At 44.4% G+C, this 22,323-nt stretch carries 20 protein-coding genes and 1 tRNA gene; 7 read left to right on the top strand and 14 right to left on the bottom strand.

Going from position 1 to position 22,323, the window contains the following annotated elements; all coding sequences use genetic code 11:
* Nucleotides 1-192: 192 nt before the first annotated feature.
* On the bottom strand, nucleotides 193-2,199 hold the full coding sequence (locus MHN02_RS18065; RefSeq protein WP_239247590.1) for an arginine N-succinyltransferase: 2,007 nt from the start codon (nucleotides 2,197-2,199) through the stop codon (nucleotides 193-195).
* A 213-nt stretch (nucleotides 2,200-2,412) separates the two neighbouring features.
* On the opposite strand from MHN02_RS18065, the gene MHN02_RS18060 reads away from it, so the two are divergent.
* A complete protein-coding gene (locus tag MHN02_RS18060) occupies nucleotides 2,413-2,847 on the top strand; it encodes an Lrp/AsnC family transcriptional regulator (RefSeq protein WP_014949919.1) in 435 nt (144 codons plus the stop codon).
* A gap of 19 nt (nucleotides 2,848-2,866) precedes the next feature.
* Here MHN02_RS18060 and MHN02_RS18055 read toward each other — a convergent pair whose 3' ends face one another.
* From MHN02_RS18055 to gloB, 4 genes are all read right to left on the bottom strand, one after another.
* Nucleotides 2,867-3,292, bottom strand: a complete 426-nt coding sequence (locus tag MHN02_RS18055; RefSeq protein ID WP_239247589.1) for a halomucin — start codon at nucleotides 3,290-3,292, stop codon at nucleotides 2,867-2,869.
* A gap of 119 nt (nucleotides 3,293-3,411) precedes the next feature.
* Nucleotides 3,412-4,443: an ion transporter gene (locus MHN02_RS18050; protein WP_239247588.1), complete on the bottom strand. Its 1,032-nt coding sequence runs from the start codon at nucleotides 4,441-4,443 to the stop codon at nucleotides 3,412-3,414.
* An 80-nt stretch (nucleotides 4,444-4,523) separates the two neighbouring features.
* On the bottom strand, nucleotides 4,524-6,188 hold the full coding sequence (locus tag MHN02_RS18045; RefSeq protein ID WP_014976869.1) for a LysM peptidoglycan-binding domain-containing protein: 1,665 nt from the start codon (nucleotides 6,186-6,188) through the stop codon (nucleotides 4,524-4,526).
* A gap of 64 nt (nucleotides 6,189-6,252) precedes the next feature.
* Nucleotides 6,253-7,044 carry a hydroxyacylglutathione hydrolase gene (gene gloB / locus MHN02_RS18040; RefSeq protein ID WP_039225290.1) on the bottom strand — a complete coding sequence of 264 codons (792 nt, stop codon included), beginning with the start codon at nucleotides 7,042-7,044 and terminating at the stop codon, nucleotides 6,253-6,255.
* An 84-nt stretch (nucleotides 7,045-7,128) separates the two neighbouring features.
* Here gloB and MHN02_RS18035 point away from each other — a divergent pair, with 84 nt between their 5' ends.
* Complete coding sequence (locus tag MHN02_RS18035; protein ID WP_239247587.1) at nucleotides 7,129-7,986, top strand: methyltransferase domain-containing protein; 858 nt, start codon at nucleotides 7,129-7,131, stop codon at nucleotides 7,984-7,986.
* Between the two features lie 186 nt (nucleotides 7,987-8,172).
* Here the strand turns inward: MHN02_RS18035 and MHN02_RS18030 are convergent, their stop codons facing one another.
* Both MHN02_RS18030 and metG read right to left on the bottom strand, forming a co-directional pair.
* Nucleotides 8,173-9,012 carry a mechanosensitive ion channel domain-containing protein gene (locus MHN02_RS18030; protein WP_239247586.1) on the bottom strand — a complete coding sequence of 280 codons (840 nt, stop codon included), beginning with the start codon at nucleotides 9,010-9,012 and terminating at the stop codon, nucleotides 8,173-8,175.
* A 324-nt stretch (nucleotides 9,013-9,336) separates the two neighbouring features.
* On the bottom strand, nucleotides 9,337-11,364 hold the full coding sequence (gene metG / locus MHN02_RS18025) for a methionine--tRNA ligase (protein WP_239247585.1): 2,028 nt from the start codon (nucleotides 11,362-11,364) through the stop codon (nucleotides 9,337-9,339).
* 108 nt (nucleotides 11,365-11,472) lie between these two features.
* On the opposite strand from metG, the gene apbC reads away from it, so the two are divergent.
* The 3 genes from apbC to MHN02_RS18010 all read left to right on the top strand — a co-directional run bounded on the left by apbC (nucleotide 11,473) and on the right by MHN02_RS18010 (nucleotide 14,958).
* Nucleotides 11,473-12,579, top strand: coding sequence for an iron-sulfur cluster carrier protein ApbC (gene apbC, locus MHN02_RS18020; protein WP_239247584.1), 1,107 nt, complete (start codon nucleotides 11,473-11,475; stop codon nucleotides 12,577-12,579).
* Between the two features lie 224 nt (nucleotides 12,580-12,803).
* Nucleotides 12,804-13,397, top strand: coding sequence for a dCTP deaminase (dcd, locus tag MHN02_RS18015; protein WP_014976864.1), 594 nt, complete (start codon nucleotides 12,804-12,806; stop codon nucleotides 13,395-13,397).
* A gap of 124 nt (nucleotides 13,398-13,521) precedes the next feature.
* Entirely contained in the window at nucleotides 13,522-14,958 is a 1,437-nt protein-coding gene (locus MHN02_RS18010) for an SLC13 family permease (RefSeq protein WP_239247583.1), read from the top strand.
* On the opposite strand, the gene MHN02_RS18005 is transcribed toward MHN02_RS18010, so the two are convergent.
* Nucleotides 14,945-15,841 (bottom strand): AraC family transcriptional regulator, encoded by an 897-nt coding sequence (locus MHN02_RS18005; protein WP_239247581.1) that lies wholly within the window; start codon nucleotides 15,839-15,841, stop codon nucleotides 14,945-14,947. The two genes, MHN02_RS18010 and MHN02_RS18005, sit on opposite strands and share 14 nt — an antisense overlap.
* A gap of 128 nt (nucleotides 15,842-15,969) precedes the next feature.
* Here MHN02_RS18005 and MHN02_RS18000 point away from each other — a divergent pair, with 128 nt between their 5' ends.
* Both MHN02_RS18000 and MHN02_RS17995 read left to right on the top strand, forming a co-directional pair.
* Nucleotides 15,970-16,431: a YHS domain-containing (seleno)protein gene (locus MHN02_RS18000; protein ID WP_239247579.1), complete on the top strand. Its 462-nt coding sequence runs from the start codon at nucleotides 15,970-15,972 to the stop codon at nucleotides 16,429-16,431.
* 111 nt (nucleotides 16,432-16,542) lie between these two features.
* Nucleotides 16,543-16,619 (top strand) — tRNA-Pro (locus tag MHN02_RS17995).
* 149 nt (nucleotides 16,620-16,768) lie between these two features.
* Here the strand turns inward: MHN02_RS17995 and MHN02_RS17990 are convergent.
* The 6 genes from MHN02_RS17990 to MHN02_RS17965 form a co-directional block, all read right to left on the bottom strand.
* Nucleotides 16,769-16,948 (bottom strand): YrhK family protein, encoded by a 180-nt coding sequence (locus MHN02_RS17990; protein WP_014976860.1) that lies wholly within the window; start codon nucleotides 16,946-16,948, stop codon nucleotides 16,769-16,771.
* Between the two features lie 19 nt (nucleotides 16,949-16,967).
* On the bottom strand, nucleotides 16,968-17,417 hold the full coding sequence (locus MHN02_RS17985) for a carboxymuconolactone decarboxylase family protein (protein WP_239247577.1): 450 nt from the start codon (nucleotides 17,415-17,417) through the stop codon (nucleotides 16,968-16,970).
* Nucleotides 17,418-17,465: 48 nt separating this feature from the next.
* Complete coding sequence (locus MHN02_RS17980) at nucleotides 17,466-18,278, bottom strand: helix-turn-helix domain-containing protein (protein WP_239240795.1); 813 nt, start codon at nucleotides 18,276-18,278, stop codon at nucleotides 17,466-17,468.
* Between the two features lie 84 nt (nucleotides 18,279-18,362).
* On the bottom strand, nucleotides 18,363-19,226 hold the full coding sequence (locus MHN02_RS17975) for an alpha/beta hydrolase (RefSeq protein ID WP_239247575.1): 864 nt from the start codon (nucleotides 19,224-19,226) through the stop codon (nucleotides 18,363-18,365).
* A 144-nt stretch (nucleotides 19,227-19,370) separates the two neighbouring features.
* Entirely contained in the window at nucleotides 19,371-20,723 is a 1,353-nt protein-coding gene (locus tag MHN02_RS17970; RefSeq protein ID WP_069944535.1) for a GAF domain-containing sensor histidine kinase, read from the bottom strand.
* Nucleotides 20,720-22,249, bottom strand: coding sequence for a DUF3369 domain-containing protein (locus tag MHN02_RS17965; RefSeq protein WP_239247573.1), 1,530 nt, complete (start codon nucleotides 22,247-22,249; stop codon nucleotides 20,720-20,722). The genes MHN02_RS17970 and MHN02_RS17965 overlap by 4 nt, the downstream gene beginning before the upstream one ends.
* Nucleotides 22,250-22,323 lie beyond the last annotated feature (74 nt).

Here is a 22,323-nt window from a genome sequence, read left to right as displayed (position 1 = left end):
TGTGGGGACTTTGGGGTTAGCATGGTGAACACTCCGAATTTCACTATGCCTATTAGATCAAAGCCCCAGACTTTCGTCTAGGGCTTTTTCAACAGTCTGAAGCCCGCATTTGCGGGCTTTCTTTTTAGTTAAGCGTAAAGCGCACACCGAGCTTTCGTCATTGAACAGCGGTTTTTGGATATACGCACGAGACTAAACATCTGAAATTAAGATGGTATCTCCCGAGCTAACGTTTAATGCTTGTGCTGTTTTGCGAGAGATAACAGCTATTTCGTCTTGTTCTTCGGTTTCTGCCATCATTGCATAAAAAGGCTGGCTCAACGTGGCGACAAGCGTCATTTTACTCTCGGTGCCGCGCCTTGTACCTTCGCCAACTTTTATTCTTACTTGCTTTGTTGATTTGACAGTTTTTAGGCTTAAAACTTCAGCTTCCATACTTGGCGCACCATCAAAAATATCGATGTAGTTCGTGAATTTAAACCCTTCTTTTTCAAGCATTGCCATAGCGGGTTGGCCGTCGTTATGTGGTTTACCAATAGCCAACTGAGCCTCTTTGGGTAACATATTTACATACAGCGGAAGTTTAGGCATTAAATCAGCAATAAATTGATTTCCGTTTACGGCGCCATATAAATCCGCTTCAGCGTATGTCATAGGAAAAAAGTGACGTCCGACGGCATTCCAGAAAGGCGAGTCCCCATGCGTATTTACATAGCCTCGTAGATCAGCCATGACCTGCTTTGGAAATACATGCTGATGTAAGCCCATAAAAAGGTAGCGTACTTTTGAAAGTAGTTTTCCGTTGAAGTGTTTTCTGTATTCAGGCAGTAAGTAGAGCGATGCCACTTCCGCGTAACCCTCAAAATGGTGACTTAGGTGCAGTATGTCATGGGTGTAGTGTGCGCCTAGTGATTTATTTCGCTGTGCGACTTTTTCTCGTTTGTAACTATAAAAACTGTCTTCTTTTCCTAATTCACCAAAAATTGCAGATGTACCAATAAGCTTGCCAGTTCGAAGGTCCTCTAATACAAACAAAAGGTAGTCTGGACGCTCTTGACGCATAAGTTTTTGTTCTTCTCTAATGGAACGCTTTAATTTGTTGTCAAGCGTTGCTCTATCCGGTGGGAAGGTTGTCATACCTGGCGATGCAGCTTCAGCTAACGCAAGCAAGCCTTCAAAGTCATCACCTTTTGCTAGTCTCACGCGGGTGTCAAAGCTGATGTTATTAGTCGTAGTTTGTTCAGCGCCAATCGTTTTACACTCAAGGTGAATACCCGCGACCATGCAGCGAACGGAGCCTCCTCCCATTTCAATAGTAGGCACTGCGATGGGAAGTAAAGTAAGATCGCTGGGTAGTAAAGCTAGTTGCTCTTCGTTCATTGAACTAAAAGCAGTGTCTGATATAAGTAATAAACGTTTTCCATTGCTATTCAAAAGCTCTAGGCAGTTTCCGGCAAAACTATTCACTTGTTCTTCGCTAATTTCGATGACGTTTTTACCTGTCTCCTTAAGTGTTGAAAGCACCACATTTTTGTCGCTTTCTTCTATCATGCTAGTAGCAACAATGGCAAAATCACTGCCCACACACATCATTACGTTGGTGTGGTAAATCGCCGTACCAGCAGTATCAAAGGCGCTAAAACATATAGGCGTTAAACCAATAGCTTTACACGCCGACATTACAGCTCTCTTATTGGCTCGTTGGGATAGGCAAACATAGGCTAGCGCGTTTACATGGTCGATCACCATAGCCCCTGTACCTTCAACAATATCTCCGTCATCTTCAAGGAAAGATAAATCTTTAGCTTGCTGTACGATATAGTGTTGCTGCAGATAACTGACAATATCGTCACGACGCTCCGCTCGGCGGTTTTCACAGTACATAGGGTAGGTGACAAGCAAACCGTTGGGATGTGTACTTAACCAATTATTTGGAAATACGGCATCGGGCGTGTTTTCCCCTTCTGTTTCAAACACCTCTACCGTTATGTGGTTCATACGTAAAGTGCGAACCATCTCATCAAATTCCGTACACGCATTCTTTGATATTTTCGCTCTATTTTTTCCCGTCGATACAAGGGGCTTCTGAAAACTATTGTCTTTGGCTGTTTGTTCGTTGGGGCGAAAGGCACAGGGGCGTACCATTAAAACGGAATTTGGTGTAGTTAATCGTGAGTTTTTGATGTGACTGGCTTGCATATAACGTCCTACAGCCCTTAGCTGAAATATTTCCACTGAAAAGAGCGTGTATTTTATTCTCTGGCGAATTCACTTAACCATGCTCAAGGTGTTGCAAGTTGTTATTTAGTTTAAGCATATTGCTCAATTGTTTTATCATTATGCTTTTCGCTAATTAGTCTTGGAGAACGAGTTAATGACTCGACGATTTGTTTATCTATTGGGGAAACGACCATGTATGTAGATTTAGATGCGAAAGATCGCGAGCTTCTCGATATATTGAAGCGCGATGCGCGAACACCTGTAACCGTGCTAGCTGAAGTCCTCTCGTTATCGCGAAATACGGTGCAAAAACGAATCGACAGGTTAGTAAATTCGGGGGTGATCGACGGTTTTACTATTCGTGTTAACGAGCAGCTGCAACCAGACAAAATAAAAGCTCTTATGTCAGTCGAGCTTGAAGGGCTTAGTACAACACAGCTTATTAGTAAGCTTAGGCAGGTGAATGGTGTTGAGCGGTTTCATACTACAAACGGAAATTGGGATTTACTTATTGTTATAACCGCCGAAAGTCTCGCGCACTTAGATGGCATTTTAAAAGAAGTGCGCGGCGTTAAAGGCGTGCTTAATAGTGAGACGAGTATTATTCTGTCTACTACTGAAAAATAGTGTGTACGCCTTATCAGTTTTAGCAGCTATTGTCGCCATTTATCCATCGATTTACATCATCACTTAAATTTAAGTCTGTGCCCAAGTTAAACTCACCTTCTCGAACAGATACCTCGCTGCCGTAGGTTGAGTGGGTAACGGTGACGTGTAAAAAAGGATATTGCGGGGTGCTCCCTTCTTTACGACTGGCCGTGAGTTTGTAGCCGTTTTGTATTGTATACGTGTTTACGACTATATCGCTATGGATTGGCTGATGCAGTGTGGACCAGCATCGGTTTGCATTGTATTCAATGCGCTCGACTATTTTTTCAGGTTCTTGGTTGGTGGAAATAGAATAGGTCGGCAAGATCACCATGCAGCCTGAAGCAAACGCCGTTATACAACTTGCAAGTATTGCGTGGTTAAATGAGCGGCTGAACATTCTGCAGCGTTTAATTTTCATCATAAGTCCCTCTAATCGTTATAATTATATTCGTAAGGACTTTATATTAGCTTATTTGTATGAACAGTGGCTGAACAGAATACTGCTAGCGTTCACCTTGACTCTATCGCTTTGCAAATTAATTAAATTTCGGGCTTGCCAGTGGGGATTGCCGATTCTTTTTCGGTGAGATGTGACTTCCAACGCTGCTGTGCAACGTGCGCTTTCACCAGTTCTAAGCATTCGTTTACAACGTTAAGTACTTCTTTATCAAGTGCATCGGCGGTAGGGGTATAGTCGTGCATGCCGACTGAAATGAAATGGTCGATGCGCTCTGCGTCTAAGTCGCTTAACAGGTTAACTAGCGATGTGGTCACGATATCGGTGACTGACTCTTCCAACGTATTCTCAATGGTTTTGCCGATAACAGGTAGGTAATGCAGGGAAGAAACTTGTGCATTACTTCTCACCGCTTTACCCACGCTCTTGCGCACGTGCTCCCGTATCACCTCGCCGTGCTCTTCGCTTTGAATTGACTGGCCTAAATGGTTGATAACGCCAGCCATCCATTGGGTAATGACAGGACGGCGGGGGGCCAGTACCTGTGCGTTGATATCGTCTAACAAAGGCGAACCTGCTGAGATGTCTTTTTGCGCATCGCTGAGCACTTTTACAACAATTCGGTCGCTTAACTCTTCGACAAATACATCGTAGTAAAACGCAATAAAGCGAAAGACCGCGGTTTGATTTAAGTCGATGATTTCGAATTTGTGCAGGCGGTGCAAAATAGAAAATATGCGCAAGAAACGAAATAGGCGGGTAGGTCCAGTAGGGATTAGACCTATGATATCGTACCAATGCAAAAACGGAAAAAAGTACCAGCGTAAGTGTTCTTTACGCACAATAGCTACAACCCACCGGAAGCAAAATTCGCTGAAGAAAATGGCGATAAACACCAAGTCGACCAACAGAAAGTTGTTGTGAACGGGATCGTAAGCACTAAGAAAAGCGGGAAAATACGTGCCCAATAGACCATAGACAAAGTCGGTGGCGTATAAGGCATCGAAAATGAGCCATGTTAGGTTCACAAAAAGTATACCTAACATGACTAAATCTAAGATTAACCAAGGCGTTTCATGACTGTTTCGCAAATTTTCTCGGTTAATTCTTAGCATTTCCTTATCCTGTATTCTGACTTAAAGCGTAACGTAAATGCAGTTAGGCATGAACAATATTGAACTTTAAGTATTAAAGGTTAGCTTGATGCGTTCAACCTTGTTACGTCTACATAAAGTTTTAGCTTCTGACCAGGTTGTAGATAGCGCTTAGTATTAAGTGAGTTCCACTTGCCTATGTCGCTTACTCTAACATTGAACTTGCTGGCGATACGAGACAACGAATCGCCATTTCTTACTGTGTAGGTCACTTTTTTGGTAACACCGTCTTGCGCTTTACCTTCCTGCCAGATAACTAAGGTTTTGCCAGGGTGAAGCATATCGCCAGGGGCCATACCGTTCCATTTAGCTAATTGTTTAGTGCCTATATTGTACTTACGGGCAATATCCCAAAGCGTATCACCAGATTGTACGGTATGACGTACTTTTTGCTTAGACGTGTTGCCGTTCTGCAAGCTGGCTAGACGCTGTTCCTGAGATAATGTGTAGCTGTCCAGTTCTTGAAGTGCTACTGGTACCATTATCGCTTGACCCACGCGGATCATGGACGAGTCTAGCTCATTCACTTTTTTAAGAACTTTCACGGTGGTGTGATACTGCTTAGCGATTTTACCTAAGCTGTCGCCGGGCTTCACCGAGTGGCGTACCCAGTTCAATCGCTCTTTTTGATCAATTTTAGCCAGTGCTTGAGAGAACGCAGCAGCCTTATCAAGGGGAAGTATTAATCTATGTGGTCCTTCTGGTGACGTTGCCCAACGATTGAACCCTGGGTTTAACCCGTGTAGTTCTTTTAAAGACATACCAGCAAGTTCGGCGGCAAACGCTAAATCGACCTGTGAGCCGATATCAACCACTTCGATAACCGCTACATTCTCAACTTCAGGCCACGCATACGCATATTCATCTTTATTTTTTAGAATATCAGCCAGTGCAAGCAATTTAGGCACGTAAGCACGTGTCTCTTTGGGTAAATTTAAGTTCCAAAAGTCGGTAGGTTTACCCGCGCGTTTGTTAGCTTTAATAGCCCTTTGAACGCGGCCTTCGCCACTATTGTAGGCGGCAAGTGCGTGCAGCCAATTACCATCAAACATTTCGTTTAGATAGGTTAGATAGTCAAGTGCACCTTGAGTAGACGCAACAACGTCTCGACGTCCGTCATACCACCAATTCTGTTGCATACCAAAGCGCTTGCCTGTGCCAGGAATAAACTGCCACATACCAGCCGCTCGGCCATGGGAATAAGCAAAGGGATCGAAAGCACTTTCTACTATTGGTAAAAGCACAAGCTCCATCGGCATGTCGCGCTTTTCAATTTCTTCGGTAATGTAATAAAGAAAAGGCTTGGCACGTTTTACAACGCGAGCCATATACTCTGGGTGCTTCAGGTACCATTTACGCTGTGCGCTAATGCGTTTGTCGTCAGGGATAGGTAAGGCGAAATTCGCACTTGCACGTTCCCATACGTCAGTAACGACCGCCTGCGTATGCATATCCGGTGTATCGGTAAGCTCAGCGCCTTCTTCTAGCGTATCATCATTGGGGTGAACAACATCAATAACACCGTCTCTTGCAATTTCACAATCAGAAATGGCTTCTTCGTTGTTATGAATTTCACTGCACGCTTCTAGCGAAGCGGTTTCGTTACTTTCTAATTGTGCATTGTCGTTATTATTATCGGTTAACTGACAACCCGTTAAACCTAGCGCCAATATCAGTGGCGACAGTGGGAAAAACTTCAACTGCATATATGAAGAAACCTCGTGGAGCACTGCAAACCGACCATGTTACGATAATCGGCTTACTTTTGCATCAAAACTCATCTTTCCAGCGGCGAACTGCAGCAAATACCGCTACATCGTCAGCCAGGTTATTTTCGCAATAGGCTTCGGCAGCAGTTTTCACAGAAAGTTCATGAGCCCGTAAAAATGGGTTTATGTTTTTTTGCTCTTTGAGATTACTTGGTAGTGTAGGCTGACCTTGAGCGCGTTTTTCTGCCACCCACTGTGCGTAGTCACACAGCGCTTTATTGTCTGGCTCTACGGCTAAAGCAAACTGGACGTTAGCCTGAGTATACTCATGTGTACAGAACACTTTCGTGGTGTCGGGCAGTCGCTTTAACTTATTCAGTGAATGATGCATTTGCTCTGGCGAACCTTCAAACAATCGTCCGCAACCTGCTGAAAATAACGTGTCGCCGCAAAACAATGCGCCATGCCCGAAGAAAGCAATGTGATCAAGGGTATGACCTGGCACTTCCATTACTTGCAGCGCCATTTTAAAAACAGGTAGCGAGACAGTATCGCCTTGAGAAACAGATTTAGTTATTCCTCTTATGTGATTGCCTCTTGGGCCAATAACTGGCAAATCTGGTACTGCAGATACTAATTTAGCAATACCACCTGTGTGGTCTCTGTGGTGATGAGTGATGAGAACTGCGCTCAGCGTTAAGCCTTTGGCTTTAATAAAGGCCAACACTGGCTCAGCATCACCTGGGTCGACAACAATAGCGCTACTCTCGTTATAAATACACCAAATGTAATTGTCGGTAAAAGCGGGAATAGGATGAATGGCTACGCCTGAAGGAAGTGTTTCTGCCGTCATAAGAGTACCTGCTTGTGTAGGTAGAATTATGCGTTACTATAGGGACTTGTGAAGAGCAGAGCAACCTAAGAGCGCGCAGTGTTAATGAGATCGGCGTTTAAAGCCAAACCGCCACGCTACCCTACAAATTGGAATGATTTCCCCGCGGGAGAGCACATTCGACATGCGGTCAATGCAGTTTGTAGCGATTATGCTGAGCGAATTTTTGGGTATCACTTTGCCAAACTAGGCTCGCTAAGTGCCGATATAAATCTCGATACCAGCCCAATTCGACACCACATCAATCACGTTCCGTTTAATGACCTAGCTAGCGAGCAGCCACACCACAATGAAGCGAAAGAGGGCTTTCCCAATCACAATGCATCGGGTATATCGTTAGGCGGTGATAAACGCGAACCGAAAATAAGTAGAGAAAACACGGTAGTGGGGCAGTCGCACTGCTTACCCTTCGCCGAAAACAGCATTGATGGCTTTCTACTTGCTAATGAATTAGATTTTGCGCAAGACCCTCACGAAATATTAAGAGAAGTAGACCGCGTTATTACACAAAACGGTTATGTGATCATAAGTGGCTTTAACCCCTTAAGCCTCGCCGGACTTGCCAAATTTCTACCTGTTAAGCGCGAAAATATCCTACACGATGCACGCTTTTTTACGTCCTATCGCATTAAAGATTGGCTTCAGCTGCTGGGATTTGAAATTGTTGAACAACGTCAAGTGATGTTTTCAACGCTCTTTTTTCAACAAAAATGGAAAGGGGCGGTTAAGCTTCAAGACTATTTAGCATCTTATTTGCCATGGTGCAGTGCGGTGTACGTAATACTCGCGAAAAAGCGGGTAATCCCCATGACGGCCATAAAACCTAAACGCAATTTAAAGCCGCGTTTTTCCGCGGTAGGGGCAAGTGTAAGGACTTCTACGATGAATCGCACGCTGCGCTAATATTGTTAATGTGTATGCCATGTGCAAAGAGAGCACGCCACGCTCTTAACTTAGAAGCGGTGACAGGCGCTAACCACCTTCTAAATTTACCAAGATGTTGTACTAAAACGGGTGGCTTTCGCTTTTTTACACAAGTTTGAAAGGGGAATAGGAGATAGCATAGACTGCTATCTCCCAACTGAGACGTTAGTCGTTACTCGTTTTATAGAGGTGAACATCTCGCTGTGGATATGGGATGCTAATGCCTTCTTCATCAAAGGCTTTTTTAACTTTTTCCTGCATATCCCAGTAGTAAGGCCACAAGTCATCTGTGGCGACCCACGGTCTAAACATTAAATCGACTGAGTTATCGCCTAATCCGCCTACACAAATTCTTGGTGCAGGGTCGGTCAACGAGCGCTCATCTTCTTCAAATAGACGCTGCAACACCTCCTTCGCTTTATCGATATCGTCATCGTAGCCTATACCAAATGTCATGTCGCAACGGCGTTTATCATATACGCTAACGTTAATTAACGTGGCATTAGATAGGCTGCCATTGGGAATAACAATGCGCTTATTGTCAAAAGTGTTAAGTACAGTATAAAGAATTTGTATCTCTGACACTGAGCCTAAATGACCCTCTGCTTCAATGGTGTCACCCACTTTAAAGGGTTTAAAAATCAGTATTAGCACACCGCCAGCAAAGTTCGCCAGGCTGCCTTGTAATGCCAGACCAATAGCTAAACCTGCAGCACCCACGACGGCAATAAATGAGGTGGTTTCAATACCTATCATTGAGGCAACTGAAATCAACAGCATTACTTTTAGCACCGCACTGATAAGTCCGCACAGAAACTTATTTAACGTGGGGTCCTTTTTACCTAGCCGATGATCTAATAGGTTTACAAAACGATTCACTAACCAGAGACCCACCACCAAAGTAAGAATAGCCAATAATAATTTGGGGGTGTAAGTCATCACCAGTGAAATAGCTTTTTCGGTTAATTCCGATAAATCGATATTAGTCCCGAAGAAATCTTCCATAAATACCTCTTTTATTAATTAACCACGTTGATTACGTTAAAAAAAGAGGGTTAGATCGCCTTGATTCAAACCGAACGGAACTGCGCTGTTTTTTGACAAGAATTTTCTAGCCGATTTGCCTAAGGCAGATAAGGTTAGTGAGTGAGGAGTGTAGGATGATTAGGCTTATTAGCATACCAAGTTACGTGCTTGCACTTTGATTCTGGTTAAATGGTTTTTGCTTTATAAATCTGAGCGCCGCTTTGACCGCCCAATAAAAAAGGTGACATCCCGTCGCGCTATAGCGCTGAATGTCACCTTACTTTTAAGGGGGCGCTTTACAGCTTACTTAACACGCATACCCGGCTTTGCACCTTCGTGCGGCTCAAGAATGTATAGCTCGTCGCCACCAGGGCCCGCGGCTAATACCATGCCTTCACTCATGCCAAAACGCATTTTACGAGGAGCGAGGTTCGCCACCATTACTGTGTGCTTACCAATTAGGGCTTCAGGCGAGTAGGCCGACTTAATACCTGCAAAAACTTGCTTGGTTTCGCCGCCTAAATCTAGCTCTAAGCGTAGAAGCTTATCGGCTTTTTCCACGTGTTCAGCTTTAGCAATACGCGCAATACGTAAATCTACTTTGGCGAACTCATCAAACGAGATAGTGTCGCTAATAGGGTCTTTAGCAAGCGGGCTGTCTGGGTCGATTGCCGGTGCTGCTGGCGCTAGGCTTTCTTTTGAATCTTCAACCATGGCGCCAATTTTCTCCATTTCTACACGCTGCATCATCGGCTTAAATTTGTTGATGGCGTGGCCTTTCAATAGGGTTTGCAGTGAATTCCAGTCGAACTTGTCGTTTAGGAATTCTTCTGCTTTTTCTGCAAGTACTGGCAGTACAGGCTTTAAGTAAATCACCAACAGACGGAACATGTTGATACCTAGCGAGCACACATCGTGTGTGAACTGCTGCTTAGTCTCGTCTTTAATGGTTACCCAAGGTGCGTTGTTATCAATGAACTGGTTTGCTTTGTCAGCAAGGGCCATGATTTCGCGCACGGCTTGGTGGTATTTACGCTTCTCGAAAAGTGCAGCAATGCTCTCTGACGCGTTTTGGAACTCTGCAATAAGCTCTGGCTCAATCACATTGTCAGACAATTTGCCGTCGAAACGCTTAGTGATAAAGCTTGCACAGCGGCTTGCAATGTTAACCACTTTACCTACCAAGTCTGAATTCACTTTTTGTGCGAAGTCAGTAAAGTTTAGGTCGATGTCGGTAACACCGTCGCCTAACTTAGACGCAAAGTAGTAACGCAGATACTCTGGGTTCAGGTGGTCAAGGTAAGTACGGCCTTTTATAAAGGTACCGCGCGACTTTGACATTTTCGCACCGTTTACGGTGACGAAACCGTGAATATTTACACCAGTGGGCTTACGGTATCCCGCACCTTCTAGCATCGCAGGCCAGAACAGGCAGTGGAAGTAGGTAATATCTTTACCAATAAAGTGATAAAGCTCAGCCTCTGAGTCTGCTTTCCAGAAGTCATCAAACTCTAAGTTGTTTTGGTCGCAGAAGTTTTTGAAACTAGCCATATAGCCAACAGGCGCATCTACCCACACGTAGAAGAACTTGTTCGGCGCACCTGGAATTTCAAAGCCAAAGTAAGGCGCATCACGGCTGATGTCCCACTGTTGAAGACCTTCAGTAAACCATTCTTGCAGCTTGTTAGCCATTTCTTCCTGCAGGGCACCTGAGCGGATCCACTCTTTTAACATGCCTTCAAATTTTGGCAGGTCAAAGAAGAAGTGCTCAGACTCACGTAGTACTGGTGTAGCACCCGATACTACGCTGCGAGGGTTTTTCACTTCTGTTGGGCTATACGTTGCGCCACATACGTCACAGCTGTCGCCGTTTTGATCTTCTGCGCCACAGCTAGGGCAGGTACCCTTAACGAAACGGTCTGGCAAGAACATTTCTTTTTCAGGGTCGAACAGCTGATTAATGGTGCGTTTGCTGATGTAGCCTGCATTATCTAAACGGGTGTAAATTGCTTCACACAGCGCCTTGTTTTCTGGCGAATGGGTTACATAGTAGTTGTCGTAATCTACGTGAAAATCAACAAGGTCTTGGTGATGTTCAGCACGCGTTCTTGCCACCATTTCTTCAGGTGTAATGCCAAGCTCTTGGGCTTTAAGCATAACCGGCGTACCGTGTGCATCGTCGGCGCAAACACTGTAACATTCGTTTCCGCGAAGGCGCTGAAAACGAGTCCAGATGTCGGTTTGAATGTGTTCTAGCAAATGGCCTAAATGAATAGAGCCATTTGCGTATGGCAACGCACTGGTTACCAGAATTCGGCGTTTTTCTGACATAATGACGTTATTGATTCTTTGCGTTTCAAAATGGCTGCAAATACTAGCGGAAAACCGCGTTTTTTGCATTACGTAATTCACACAATTCTACTACTAGTAAGGCATTTTATGTTCTTTTCTCGCAAAGCAGAGCCGGCAACTCAAAAAGTTGCTGTAATTTTGGCCAAGTATTTTTCTTTAGATGTTGAAGATACCTTGCCATGGTGTGCTTTTAGCCAGCCAGAAAATGAAGATGCCAGCGTGACAGTTACTTTACCGTTTTGTATTGCTACACAGCTAGACGCGCTTAAACAAGAAGTGCTTAACCAGCTAAAAGGGAAGCTTGGCGATGACCAGCTTACGTTTAAACAAAACGTAGCGAGTGGAGAAACAGAAGTAGCGCCGGTTACCAACATTAAAAACATCATAGCGGTGGCCTCTGGCAAGGGCGGTGTAGGTAAGTCGACAACCAGTATTAATTTAGCGTTTGCGCTTATGCAAGAAGGCGCGAAAGTTGGGATTTTAGATGCCGATATTTATGGGCCGTCTATTCCCATTATGTTGGGCAACCCCGATGCACATCCTGAAAGCGAAGATAATAAGCACATGCAGCCCCTTATGTCACATGGGCTGGTGGCGAACTCAATTGGTTATTTAGTGCCTCAAGAAGATGCGGCGGTATGGCGAGGGCCGATGGCAAGCAGAGCGTTAAAGCAGTTGCTAGATGAAACCCTATGGCCCGTGCTGGACTACTTAATTGTAGATATGCCACCGGGTACCGGCGATATCCAACTGACGATGGCGCAACAAGTACCGTTGACTGCTTCAGTGGTAGTTACAACGCCGCAGGACTTAGCACTAGCCGACGCTCAAAAAGGTATAAGCATGTTTGAAAAAGTGAACGTACCTGTATTAGGGCTTATTGAAAACATGAGTTATTACCAGTGCAGAGCCTGTGGTACCAAAGACTATGTGTTTTCAAAAGACGGGGGCGAGGCGCTTGCCGAACGCCACGGTTTGCCGCTTTTAGGTCAGCTGCCGCTTGATATCCATATTCGCGAGCATGGCGATGCCGGCACGCCTTTGTTAATTACCTCGCCTGAAAGTGCATTGAGTGAAAGTTATCGCGAGGCTGCTCGCGCCCTGTCTATGCAATTGGCTTTTACTGTTGCGCCACGAAAAGGGGCAGTTAAACACATTAAGGGCAACCCTATTGGCATTGTTGGTAAAGAGTAACTAGCTTGAAATATCTAGGTAACAAATATCAGGAATGCCCGACGGATAGGTAAATTCAGACAGGTGTAGTAAAGGTGAATTATAGTCAGGTTCGATTACTTAAATTTAAAATTTGATAAAACTATACGAAAATTGCGCAAAAGCAGATAAAACAAGCCTTTGAGCAGTTGAATGCATGCGGCGACATACGCATAATAGCGGCCTAACGAAATGAGGAATACACCATGCGCTTGTGCGACCGCGATATCTACCAACATCTGCAAGATGGAAAAATTAAAATTGACCCTACACCCAGCTACGATCAAATAAGTGGTGTAACGGTAGATATCCGCCTAGGTAATAAATTTCGCGTGTTTGAAGATCACCAAGCGCCTTTTATCGATTTAAGTGGGCCGAAAGCACAGGTTCAAGAGGCGCTCGACCATGTTATGAGCGATGAAATTGAACTAGAAGAGGGTAAAGCCTTCTTTCTACACCCCGGGGAACTGGCGCTTGCTATTACCCACGAGTCAGTAACTTTGCCTGACAACATCGTAGGTTGGTTAGACGGGCGTTCTTCGCTTGCGCGTTTGGGCTTAATGGTTCACGTGACCGCGCATCGAATAGATCCAGGCTGGTCGGGCAACATCGTTCTTGAGTTTTACAACAGTGGTAAGTTACCGCTGGCGCTTCGCCCTAAAATGAAAATAGGGGCGCTTAGCTTCGAAGTGTTGTCAGCGCCAGCTGAAAAACCGTACAACGCAAGAGTGGACGCTAAATACAAAGGCCAAGCAGGCGCAGTTGCAAGCCGAATCTCGTCAGACGACGAGAGTAAATAAAAGAAACCGTCTTAAAAACACGTTTTTTTCGCAAAAGCGTAGTGCGTTTCCCGCTAATTACTGATAGAAAATATAAGAGCAATAACTAGCACTTATAATAAAGCTATTAGTAACGGGAAGCGCAATGCACACAAACTCTGAACCTTCTTCAGAAACTCTACAACGAAAGCCAACACGTAAAAACAGTATAATTCTATTTGCCTTTATCGCTTCAGTACTATGTGGCTTGGGATTGTGGGCCATTGATCAGCCCAGCGAGATCATTTTTACCGCAGCAATTACGCTGTTTGTCGCTGTGCTCTGGGTGACTGAAGCGCTCCCCATTCCCGCTACCTCACTTTTACCCTTCGCGCTATTCCCGTTATTTGGTGTGTTGTCTCACAGCGAAGCTGCCTCTGCTCTCGGAAGCCACGTTATCATTCTATTAATGGCTGCTTTCATGCTTTCAAAAGGGTTGGAGCGCGCTAACTTACACAAGCGTTTCGCCATTTACATGTTGCGTATAACGGGCAGCGGCAGCCCGCTCAAACTGGTACTGGGCTTCATGTTAACAACCGCAGTACTCAGTATGTGGATTAGTAATACGGCAACAATCCTAATGATGTTGCCAATGGCTATCGCTATTATCAACGCAGTAGACAATCCCCGATTTGGCGTGGCGCTTATACTTGGTATCGCTTATTCGGCAAGCTTAGGTGGGGTAGGGACACCGATTGGGACGCCACCTAATATTATCTTTATGAGCGTGTATGAAGAAACCCAAGGTATTGAATACAGCTTTATCGACTGGATGAAAACAGGCGTACCAATCGTAATACTAGGCGTACCTATTATGGCCTTATGGTTAGCGCGCGGTATTAAACAAGTGGGGAACATCGATTTACCTGTCCCAGGCACATGGACAAGAGCCGAGAAGCGTGTTCTTGCTATTTTTGGCACTGTCGCTTTAGCTTGGATTTTCAGACCTTTTTGGACTGCTTGGATAGGCATAAGCACGATAAGTGACAGTACTATTGCCGTGGCGGGTGTTGCGGCTATGTTCTTTACCAACAGCGGAAACGATAACGGTGAAGTAGACGAAAAAGGAAACAACGACAAACTGCTTGATTGGAAAACCGCAAACGATATTCCGTGGGGCATGTTGTTATTGTTTGCTGGCGGCATTTGTATTGCCAAAGCATTTATGTCATCAGGCTTAAGTGTTCTTATGGGAACATGGCTAACGGGACTTTCTACGCTTCCTGTTCTTCTATTGGTACTTGGAATTTGCTTGTTCGTTACCTTCTTGACGGAAATTACCTCTAACACGGCAACATCTACACTACTAATGCCAATTCTAGCGGCCGCGGGTATGGCTGTGGGCGTAGATCCTAAGTTGTTGATGATCCCCGCGGCAATTAGCGCAAGTTGCGCTTTTATGCTGCCAGTAGCTACAGCGCCTAACGCCATTGCATACTCAACGGAAAAGTTCGACATAAAAACTATGGCCAGAGAGGGTGTGGTGCTAAACGTGTTAGTTGCACTGGTAGTCACTGGGGTGTGTTACGTTACGCTGGCCTAGCTTGAACGCGCTTTTGTGAAGGAGACACTCCAATCTCTCTTTTAAAAGCCTTTGAAAAAGAAGCTTCCGTTTCGTAACCATATTGGTTTGCAATGGTAATTAACGGCTTGTTGCTTTGGATTATTTCTGTGCAGGCACAACGCAGGCGCCATTGCGTTAGGTATTTAATTGGAGTTACGCCTGCACAGGCTTTGAACTTTGCTGCGTAGTTAGATTTAGACATATTCGCAATACTCGCCAGCATTTCTACGTTCCAATGTTGTTCAGGCGCGTTATGAAGCGCTTGAAGGCTATTGGCTATGGCCGGATGCAGTAGAGCCCCTAATGTTGATGAGTACTTGCTCATTAAATGCTTCACAATCAAAAGGAATACAACCTCTGCGATTTTGTTTAGCAGAACCGACGAAGTGAAGGTTGAGTCCGACACTTCTAACGACGCGCTGATAAGTAACTGCAGACTTTCATGCAGCACTCTACTTTCTTTTGATGCTTTTTTAATTATCCAAAATTCTGGCAGTTCTTTTGTTACTACTCTCATTAAAGGGTGCTGATACTCGAAGTAACCGCAAAGTAGCACCGGGCCTTCAGCTCCTAGTTTCTCGCTAACAGGAATAGAGCTTGCGCTAACATTTTTGTAAGTGTGAGTTTTTGTAGGGCTTAAAAGGTGCGGGCTATCAACAGGCAGTAAAACCATGTCGCCTTTTTCTAACAAAACTGGGCCGTCGTCGTTACGGTGTAAGTAGCATTGACCGTGAGTAACGGCGTGAAAATTAATAAAGCCGGTGCCAGAAGTGTCAATTTGCCAGTTACCGCAATATTGTCCGTTGTGAAATACATTGGTGGTTATTTGAAGTTGGTCAAAAAGGCTTTCTAAATTTTTCATGGTGTTTTGGACAAGTATTTAAGCGTTTGGAGCATGTTTGTATAAGACCGAAGTACGTACCATATTCTTCGAACTTATACAGAGATAGTGTGAAAACACTCGAAACACCAATGTGGAGAAGAAATAGCATGAGAGTATTCTTAAAAGGTAGTTTATTTGCAGTTTCACTAATTGCTAGTGGCGCGGTATTCGCTGGCGTTGATACAGAGACCGACGAAAACGGAATTATTTTAGCCGGGCACGACGCTGTAGCTTATTTTACTGAAGGTAAGCCAGTGCTGGGTAAAGCGACTGTAACGGCTGTCCACAACGACGCTATTTACCGATTTTCATCGCAGAAAAATAGAGACATGTTTGTAAGCAACCCAGACAAATACGCACCAGCGTATGGCGGCTTTTGTGCCTACGGCGCAACGTTTGGTAAGAAATTCGAAATAAACGGCAAAGCGTTTGAAATTGTTGATGGCGTACTTTACGTGAATAAAGACGAAAGTGTATACAAAGCATGGGCCAAGAACATTCCTACTCATATAGATGAGGCGAATGAAGAATGGCCAGAAATCAAAGATGTAAGTGCAGACGACTTGTAATAAGCTTCGTTTTAGATGGGTTTTGATTACCAAATAATCGTTTAGGCGGTTATTTGGTTTTTTTACATTGCAAAGTCGTTGAAATTGAGTAGACTTGTCGGCTCTTTCGGTCGGTGTGTAGCGCAGCCTGGTAGCGCACTGTCATGGGGTGTCAGGGGTCGGAGGTTCAAATCCTCTCACACCGACCAACTTCTCTCTCCCCATTCAATGGCTTATGCCATATATATCAAAGTAAAATCGAAACTCACTTTTCTTGTACCAATATACAGCAGTAAATTTCGCTCAATAAAAGAGTGCATAGTTGTATATACACTCTTAAACACTATTAGCGCAAAGCCTAGTTGGTTTTAATGCTCAAGATGTCTAAAAGCATCAATAGAGAACCCGCCATAAATAACCATACTCCAGCGGTTGCAAATTTGCTGAAGGCTGGCAAGAAAAGGGTACTTCCCCAAAAAAAGCACAAGCAGGCGGCTACACCCAATTTGTTATTTTGTACTTGTTTCATGATAGTCATTTTCACGTCTTCCTTACTACTAAATAGAAGGTTGAAACTGAAGGCTTACTGAAATACGGTTCCAGCTATTAATTTGAAGAATAATAGACGTGAGTTCTATCAGCCCTTTTTTTCCGAAGGTGCTTTCTACACTGTTATACATTTCTTCAGTAATAGTGGAAGAGTGGATAAGCGTTAACGCTTCCGTCCACGCTAATGCTGTTCTCTCTTCAAAACTGAAACAATCTAGCTCTCTCCATGCAGACAATACATCAAGCCTTGACTGATTTTCATCAGACTCTCTCGCTTCTTCGGCGTGCATGTGTTGGCAGAAGCCGCACTGATTAATTTGTGACGCACGAAGCTTAACTAAATGTATGAGTTTATGACTTAAAGTACTTTTGACTGAAGGCTTAACCAAGCCTGTGAGGTGCTCAAGAATATGGGGATATTCAGAATATAGCTCAGATGGTGTGATACGTTTTTTCATAGTGATCTCCTTTAAACTGCGGAGAACTATAAAGTCTAAGCAAAACGCTTAATTGTAAATTTGCGACAACTTTCGCTTTCTATACTGAAGGGGCGTTTCCAGCGCGAAATCACTAAACGAATGCGTAAAGTGCGCTTGGTCGAAGTAACCACATGCCAATGCGACGTGGCTCAGCGCTTCAGAATTTGAGGTTAATAACGATCGAGCATGGCGTATTTGAGCAAATTGATACAGTTTGTTTGGCGAGAAACCAAAGTTAGTGCGAAATTGGCGCTCCAGCGTTCTTCGGCTGACGCCGAACTGATCGGCAAGATGTTGTGGGGGCACCAGTAAATTCATCGACTGATAAAGCATGCGCTCCCATTTCTGAAAGGCTCCATCAGTATTTTCTGCTAGCTCAATCAACCAGTGCTGTATTGCTAAGCACTGCTGGCTAATAGTTTTTCCAATAAGATAGGCTTGCAGTCGTTGATAAGAATCACGCTGCTTAACCATAGCAAACGCGATGTCGATTTGTTGGTTTTTACTGTCATCAAAGGTTAAACCGAACAAGTATTTCAAGGCACCGGGCCTAAATCTTACACTTATTTGTCTGCAAGCCAGTTCCCACGGCATGGCGCAGACCTGAGTATGGTAAAACAATTGTGCTTCACAGTTAGTTTGATCGAGATAAAAAGTCAAACTAGAACCTGCATCGGGATAAAATTTTTCGTTTAGCGTTGTAGCTGAGCCTTCTGGGTTATCAATCACCCATATGCATTGTACAAACCGTTTTATGGAAGCAGCAGGGGTCACGAAACCAATATCAATCTGCTTAAAGCTAGCGGCAGGAATAATTTCGTTGTTGGTTGAAGCGTCCATAAACGTTGGTTGCGAGTCTAGAGTTAAATCAGTGAAGCTTTATATTACCCCTGTCGCGTGCCGTATCAAGACAAAGTTTCACGTTTAGTTAGCGTAGCGACCTAAAAAGCTTGTTATAGATTTCACCACGGCTTCAGCACTTTCAATTTGCGGATAGTGCCCAATTTGCTCGATCTCAACTACGTCTGCATTGGGAATGAGTTGTTTGTACCGCGCCACCATATGCGCGCCAGAGATTGGATCAGCCATACCTGCGGTTAGTCGAAGAGGGGCATTGGCATTTTGCAGTGCACTTACCCAGCGCTCTCGGTATTGTTTACGCTGCTTCATATAGTCCAAAAGCAAGTGCATGTGTTGGTGACCATTATTTGTACTGATAAGTATCCAAAAATCATTGATGTCTTGATCTGAAGGAGGTGTGTTTGGGCCAAATATGTTGTGCATGCTTTTTCGAATTGCATTTTTGTTTAAAAAGCGAATGAGTAGACCACCAATTGGAGAGAGCAGCAGCTTTTGAATGGGCAGAGCACGATGTGTCTCAGGAAAAAGCCCACCGTTAAGTAAGTGCAGCGATTCGATGCGAAAGGCAAGGTCGTTTTCCAATTGCCGCGCCATCATTTCTTGCGCAACCGTATCACCGTAATCGTGAGATAGAACATGGGCACTTGTAATACCTAAATGCCTTATTACCTCACTTATCGTGTCGGCTTGCTCTTTAATTAAGTATTTTTTTGGTGACTTATCGCTAAAACCAAACCCCGGCATATCGAGCGTCACGCATTGATACTTGTTTGTAAGTGCTGGCCATATTTTAGCCCAATCAAAACTTGCGGTGGGGTATCCGTGAATGAGTAATAGTACTGGTCCCGTGCCTTCTGTTTTATAAAAAACTTGCTGACCGTCGACGTTTAAAAAGTGGCCGGAACTTCGCCATTGTGAAAGTTGCATTTCTACATGCCTTGTTATGCTTTTGTATTTAGCTTGCCCAGCCTTTGATGTTAGGTCTGTCGTGAGGGCGACATTTTAATAATGTCGCGCGCTGCACAGGGAATTTATAACGCAGGGTATAGGTTGTGGAAAATGAGAGGCACGCTAGGCTTCAACCGGAATACACACGGTTACTTTCGTACCCTCTCCTGGGGTTGATGTTAAGTCAATCTCACCGTTAAATTTTTGTCGTACTAAGTTGTATAAAATATTTAGGCCCAGCCCTGTACCGCCTTTATCACGAGCCGTGGTGTAAAATGGCTCGAATACCTTCTTGTGAAGTGCCTCTGGTATACCTTTGCCATTGTCTTGTACGCTAATCACAATGCCTTTGGCATTTTTACTGCAGCTCACACTCACTCTATTTACGTCGTTATTTACCGATGGACCAAAAGCGTGACGCTGAGCATTCGAGATTAAATTTGTTAGCAATTGGGCAATAATACCGGGGCAGGTGGTTATTACTAAATTGGGCGTAACGTCTATGCTAAGCTCAACTTGTTCTTTGCGAAGCATGGGCTTTAAAGGGTTACAGACTCTAGGGATATATTCGTCTAATGCAATTTCTTCTATTTCTAATGACGTTTGGTCAGCAGAAGTGCGCTTAAAGTCTTGTACTAAATTCGCTGCCCGCATCAGGCTCGTTTCAGCCAAGTTTAGCCCTTCAGAGCAAATAGCTTCAAAGTCTTTAAAACCCTGCTCGGTTAATTCATCGTTTTCGAAGTCTCGATAGATGTCTTTTAGTTCTTCTTTGCAGTTACTGACGGAGGTAAGTGCAATGCCTAACGGCGTATTTACTTCGTGAGCAATGCCTGCGACTAGATTTCCTAACGCCGCCATTTTTTCTGACTCGACGAGCTTTTCTTGTGCGGCCTCAAGTTCAGCCGTGCGGTCTATTACTTTTTGCTCAAGGGTTTGGTTCGCCTCAATTAGCCTCTGCTCGTAATCTGCGCGCTCATTTGCACTCACTGCACGCCCGTAAAGGTCTGCCAGTGACGCCGCAAATACAACTTCATCGGCATGCCATTCACGGGCTTTGCCTTGATGTTCACAGCAAATTATCCCAATCATTTTGCCGCGGTGGCGAATAGGGACATCAAGCATAGAGCTAATCCCAAGCGGCGTTAAATACACTTCTGCAAATTCAAATGTTGCAACATCTGTTAATGCGTCGTGGGCCGCAATGGTTCTCTCTGAATCTAGCGCCTCGAAATAATGAGGAAAGTCTTTTCGGGTAAGTACTAAGCTTTCGTGGTCCAGGTCATTACCCTTATCAATGAGCAATGTGCACTGTACCAGTGTTTGCATTTCATCATACAACCAAATGCCAGCTCGAGTAATTTGCAAACCCTCACACACCGAGTTGATAATAAGTCTAGAAGCAACGTCTAATTCACCTTTATCAATATCTGCGCTTTGGCTAACGCGTAATAAGATTAGTTCTAGCGATTCTTTCATTCATCTTCGTCCGGTTCTGTGGCTCGGATTTCAAGGATCCTGTCGAAGTGCTCTATCATAATGTGGGTGATTAGCGGATCGAATTGTTTCCCGGAATTCTCATGAAGATAGGCTTTTACTTCCTCAGGACTCCATGTCGGTTTATAGCAGCGCTTAGATAGCAATGCGTCGACAACGTCGACAATTGCCATAATACGACCCTCCACGGGAATGTCGTCTCCAGCTAATCCTTCAGGGTAACCTTGACCATCCCACCGCTCATGATGCGTTTTCGCAATGATGGCGCCCATTTTAGCAACGATGCGATCAGATCCCGCAAGTAGCTCGTAGCCTTTTTGTGCATGGGTCTTCATGATCTCCCATTCTTCGGGGTCGAGTTTGCCCGGCTTATGTAAAATAGTCTCAGGGATGCTAATTTTACCCACGTCATGAAGTGCGGCTGAATACCGTATGGTCTCAATAAACTCTCGGCTCATGTGAAGCTTTTCAGAGAGAAATTCGGTCATAAGAATGACCCTTCTCACATGACCACCGGTCTCTTTACTCCGCATTTCGATTGCGTCGCTAAGCACCATAATGAGTTCTTTTTGGGTTTTTTGTATGTCTTCTTTTTGCGTGAGATTTTGGAATATTACCGCCACATTAGAGGCAAACATCTCTAAGGTCTTGCGCTGCAGAGCATCCAGTGGATGATCTAACTTAACATACAAGATGTTGTGGCTATCTTCTCCAGTAGGGTAGTAGCCGATGAATAAATCTTTAGACTGATAGTGACTTTTGCTTTCTAAGACTTGTTTGATTTCTTCTTCGATGGTTTCAGGAATTCGGCTAGAAATTCCAGGTTCGCATAATCCAACTAGGTCGCCGCTGGCACCTAGCACCGTCATGGTCGTATCGCCATATAAGTCGGTGTGCTGAGTAGACAAGTAGAGTACAGAGTTGTTTAGGTTAAGCAGTGTAAGTGTCTGTTTCAACACTGCGGTGCCAAATTGGGCTAAAGACTGGCTTGCTAAAACGGAAGACGAGGATTTTAAAACGTCTTCCATACCGCGCTTACCTTGCTCAATAGTCTGAATATCCCGATACGACCTTATTGCTGTGTACACACAAGACTTAAGTTTAAGCGATGATAATTCAGTTTTGGCTTTGTAGTCGTTTATGTCGTAACGCCTGATTACCTCTTCTTCCGGCGCCTGACCAGGTTGACCTGTTCGCAGAATAAGGCGGGCGGTATGGTTATTGAGCTCGTTGCGAATGGCCTCAACCAAATTCAAACCCGCATCGTCAGTTTCCATCACCACATCAACGAAAGCGAGAGCGATGTCTGGATTTGCTTTGAAAAGTGCTAGGCCTTCAGCGCCACTGTGAGCTGATAGAAATTCAACCCCGCGTTTTTCGAAATTAAATTTCCGCAGAGTGAGTTTAGTGACCTCATGTACGCCTTCTTCATCATCGATTATGGCTATTTTCCATGGAGCTTGGCGAGAGGTGGATTGTTCTGTTTTTGACTTCTTAAATAACGACATACATAGCGCTATAAACGTTTAGATACATTAAACGTAAGCCACAATTTTCAATCTCGCAAACTTACTCGACAAGT

It is taken from the genome of Alteromonas sp. CNT1-28 (assembly GCF_022348345.1).
In the GTDB taxonomy this organism is placed as follows: Bacteria; Pseudomonadota; Gammaproteobacteria; order Enterobacterales; family Alteromonadaceae; genus Alteromonas; species Alteromonas macleodii.
This window is presented reverse-complemented; position numbering and strand designations above follow the sequence as displayed.

What these genes read in the sequence shown, in the direction of transcription:
- MHN02_RS18045 (WP_014976869.1), bottom strand. Translation starts at nt 6,188, where the DNA reads ATGCAGTTGAAGTTTTTCCCACTGTCGCCACTGATATTGGCGCTAGGT.
- MHN02_RS17975 (WP_239247575.1), bottom strand. Translation starts at nt 19,226, where the DNA reads ATGCAACTTTCACAATGGCGAAGTTCCGGCCACTTTTTAAACGTCGAC.
- MHN02_RS18035 (WP_239247587.1), top strand. Translation starts at nt 7,129, where the DNA reads ATGAGATCGGCGTTTAAAGCCAAACCGCCACGCTACCCTACAAATTGG.
- MHN02_RS18065 (WP_239247590.1), bottom strand. Translation starts at nt 2,199, where the DNA reads ATGCAAGCCAGTCACATCAAAAACTCACGATTAACTACACCAAATTCC.
- MHN02_RS18010 (WP_239247583.1), top strand. Translation starts at nt 13,522, where the DNA reads ATGCACACAAACTCTGAACCTTCTTCAGAAACTCTACAACGAAAGCCA.
- MHN02_RS18030 (WP_239247586.1), bottom strand. Translation starts at nt 9,012, where the DNA reads ATGGAAGATTTCTTCGGGACTAATATCGATTTATCGGAATTAACCGAA.
- MHN02_RS18000 (WP_239247579.1), top strand. Translation starts at nt 15,970, where the DNA reads ATGAGAGTATTCTTAAAAGGTAGTTTATTTGCAGTTTCACTAATTGCT.
- MHN02_RS17990 (WP_014976860.1), bottom strand. Translation starts at nt 16,948, where the DNA reads ATGACTATCATGAAACAAGTACAAAATAACAAATTGGGTGTAGCCGCC.
- MHN02_RS17985 (WP_239247577.1), bottom strand. Translation starts at nt 17,417, where the DNA reads ATGAAAAAACGTATCACACCATCTGAGCTATATTCTGAATATCCCCAT.
- MHN02_RS18055 (WP_239247589.1), bottom strand. Translation starts at nt 3,292, where the DNA reads ATGATGAAAATTAAACGCTGCAGAATGTTCAGCCGCTCATTTAACCAC.
- metG (WP_239247585.1), bottom strand. Translation starts at nt 11,364, where the DNA reads ATGTCAGAAAAACGCCGAATTCTGGTAACCAGTGCGTTGCCATACGCA.
- apbC (WP_239247584.1), top strand. Translation starts at nt 11,473, where the DNA reads ATGTTCTTTTCTCGCAAAGCAGAGCCGGCAACTCAAAAAGTTGCTGTA.
- MHN02_RS17965 (WP_239247573.1), bottom strand. Translation starts at nt 22,249, where the DNA reads ATGTCGTTATTTAAGAAGTCAAAAACAGAACAATCCACCTCTCGCCAA.
- MHN02_RS17980 (WP_239240795.1), bottom strand. Translation starts at nt 18,278, where the DNA reads ATGGACGCTTCAACCAACAACGAAATTATTCCTGCCGCTAGCTTTAAG.
- dcd (WP_014976864.1), top strand. Translation starts at nt 12,804, where the DNA reads ATGCGCTTGTGCGACCGCGATATCTACCAACATCTGCAAGATGGAAAA.
- gloB (WP_039225290.1), bottom strand. Translation starts at nt 7,044, where the DNA reads ATGACGGCAGAAACACTTCCTTCAGGCGTAGCCATTCATCCTATTCCC.
- MHN02_RS18050 (WP_239247588.1), bottom strand. Translation starts at nt 4,443, where the DNA reads ATGCTAAGAATTAACCGAGAAAATTTGCGAAACAGTCATGAAACGCCT.
- MHN02_RS18005 (WP_239247581.1), bottom strand. Translation starts at nt 15,841, where the DNA reads ATGAAAAATTTAGAAAGCCTTTTTGACCAACTTCAAATAACCACCAAT.
- MHN02_RS17970 (WP_069944535.1), bottom strand. Translation starts at nt 20,723, where the DNA reads ATGAAAGAATCGCTAGAACTAATCTTATTACGCGTTAGCCAAAGCGCA.
- MHN02_RS18060 (WP_014949919.1), top strand. Translation starts at nt 2,413, where the DNA reads ATGTATGTAGATTTAGATGCGAAAGATCGCGAGCTTCTCGATATATTG.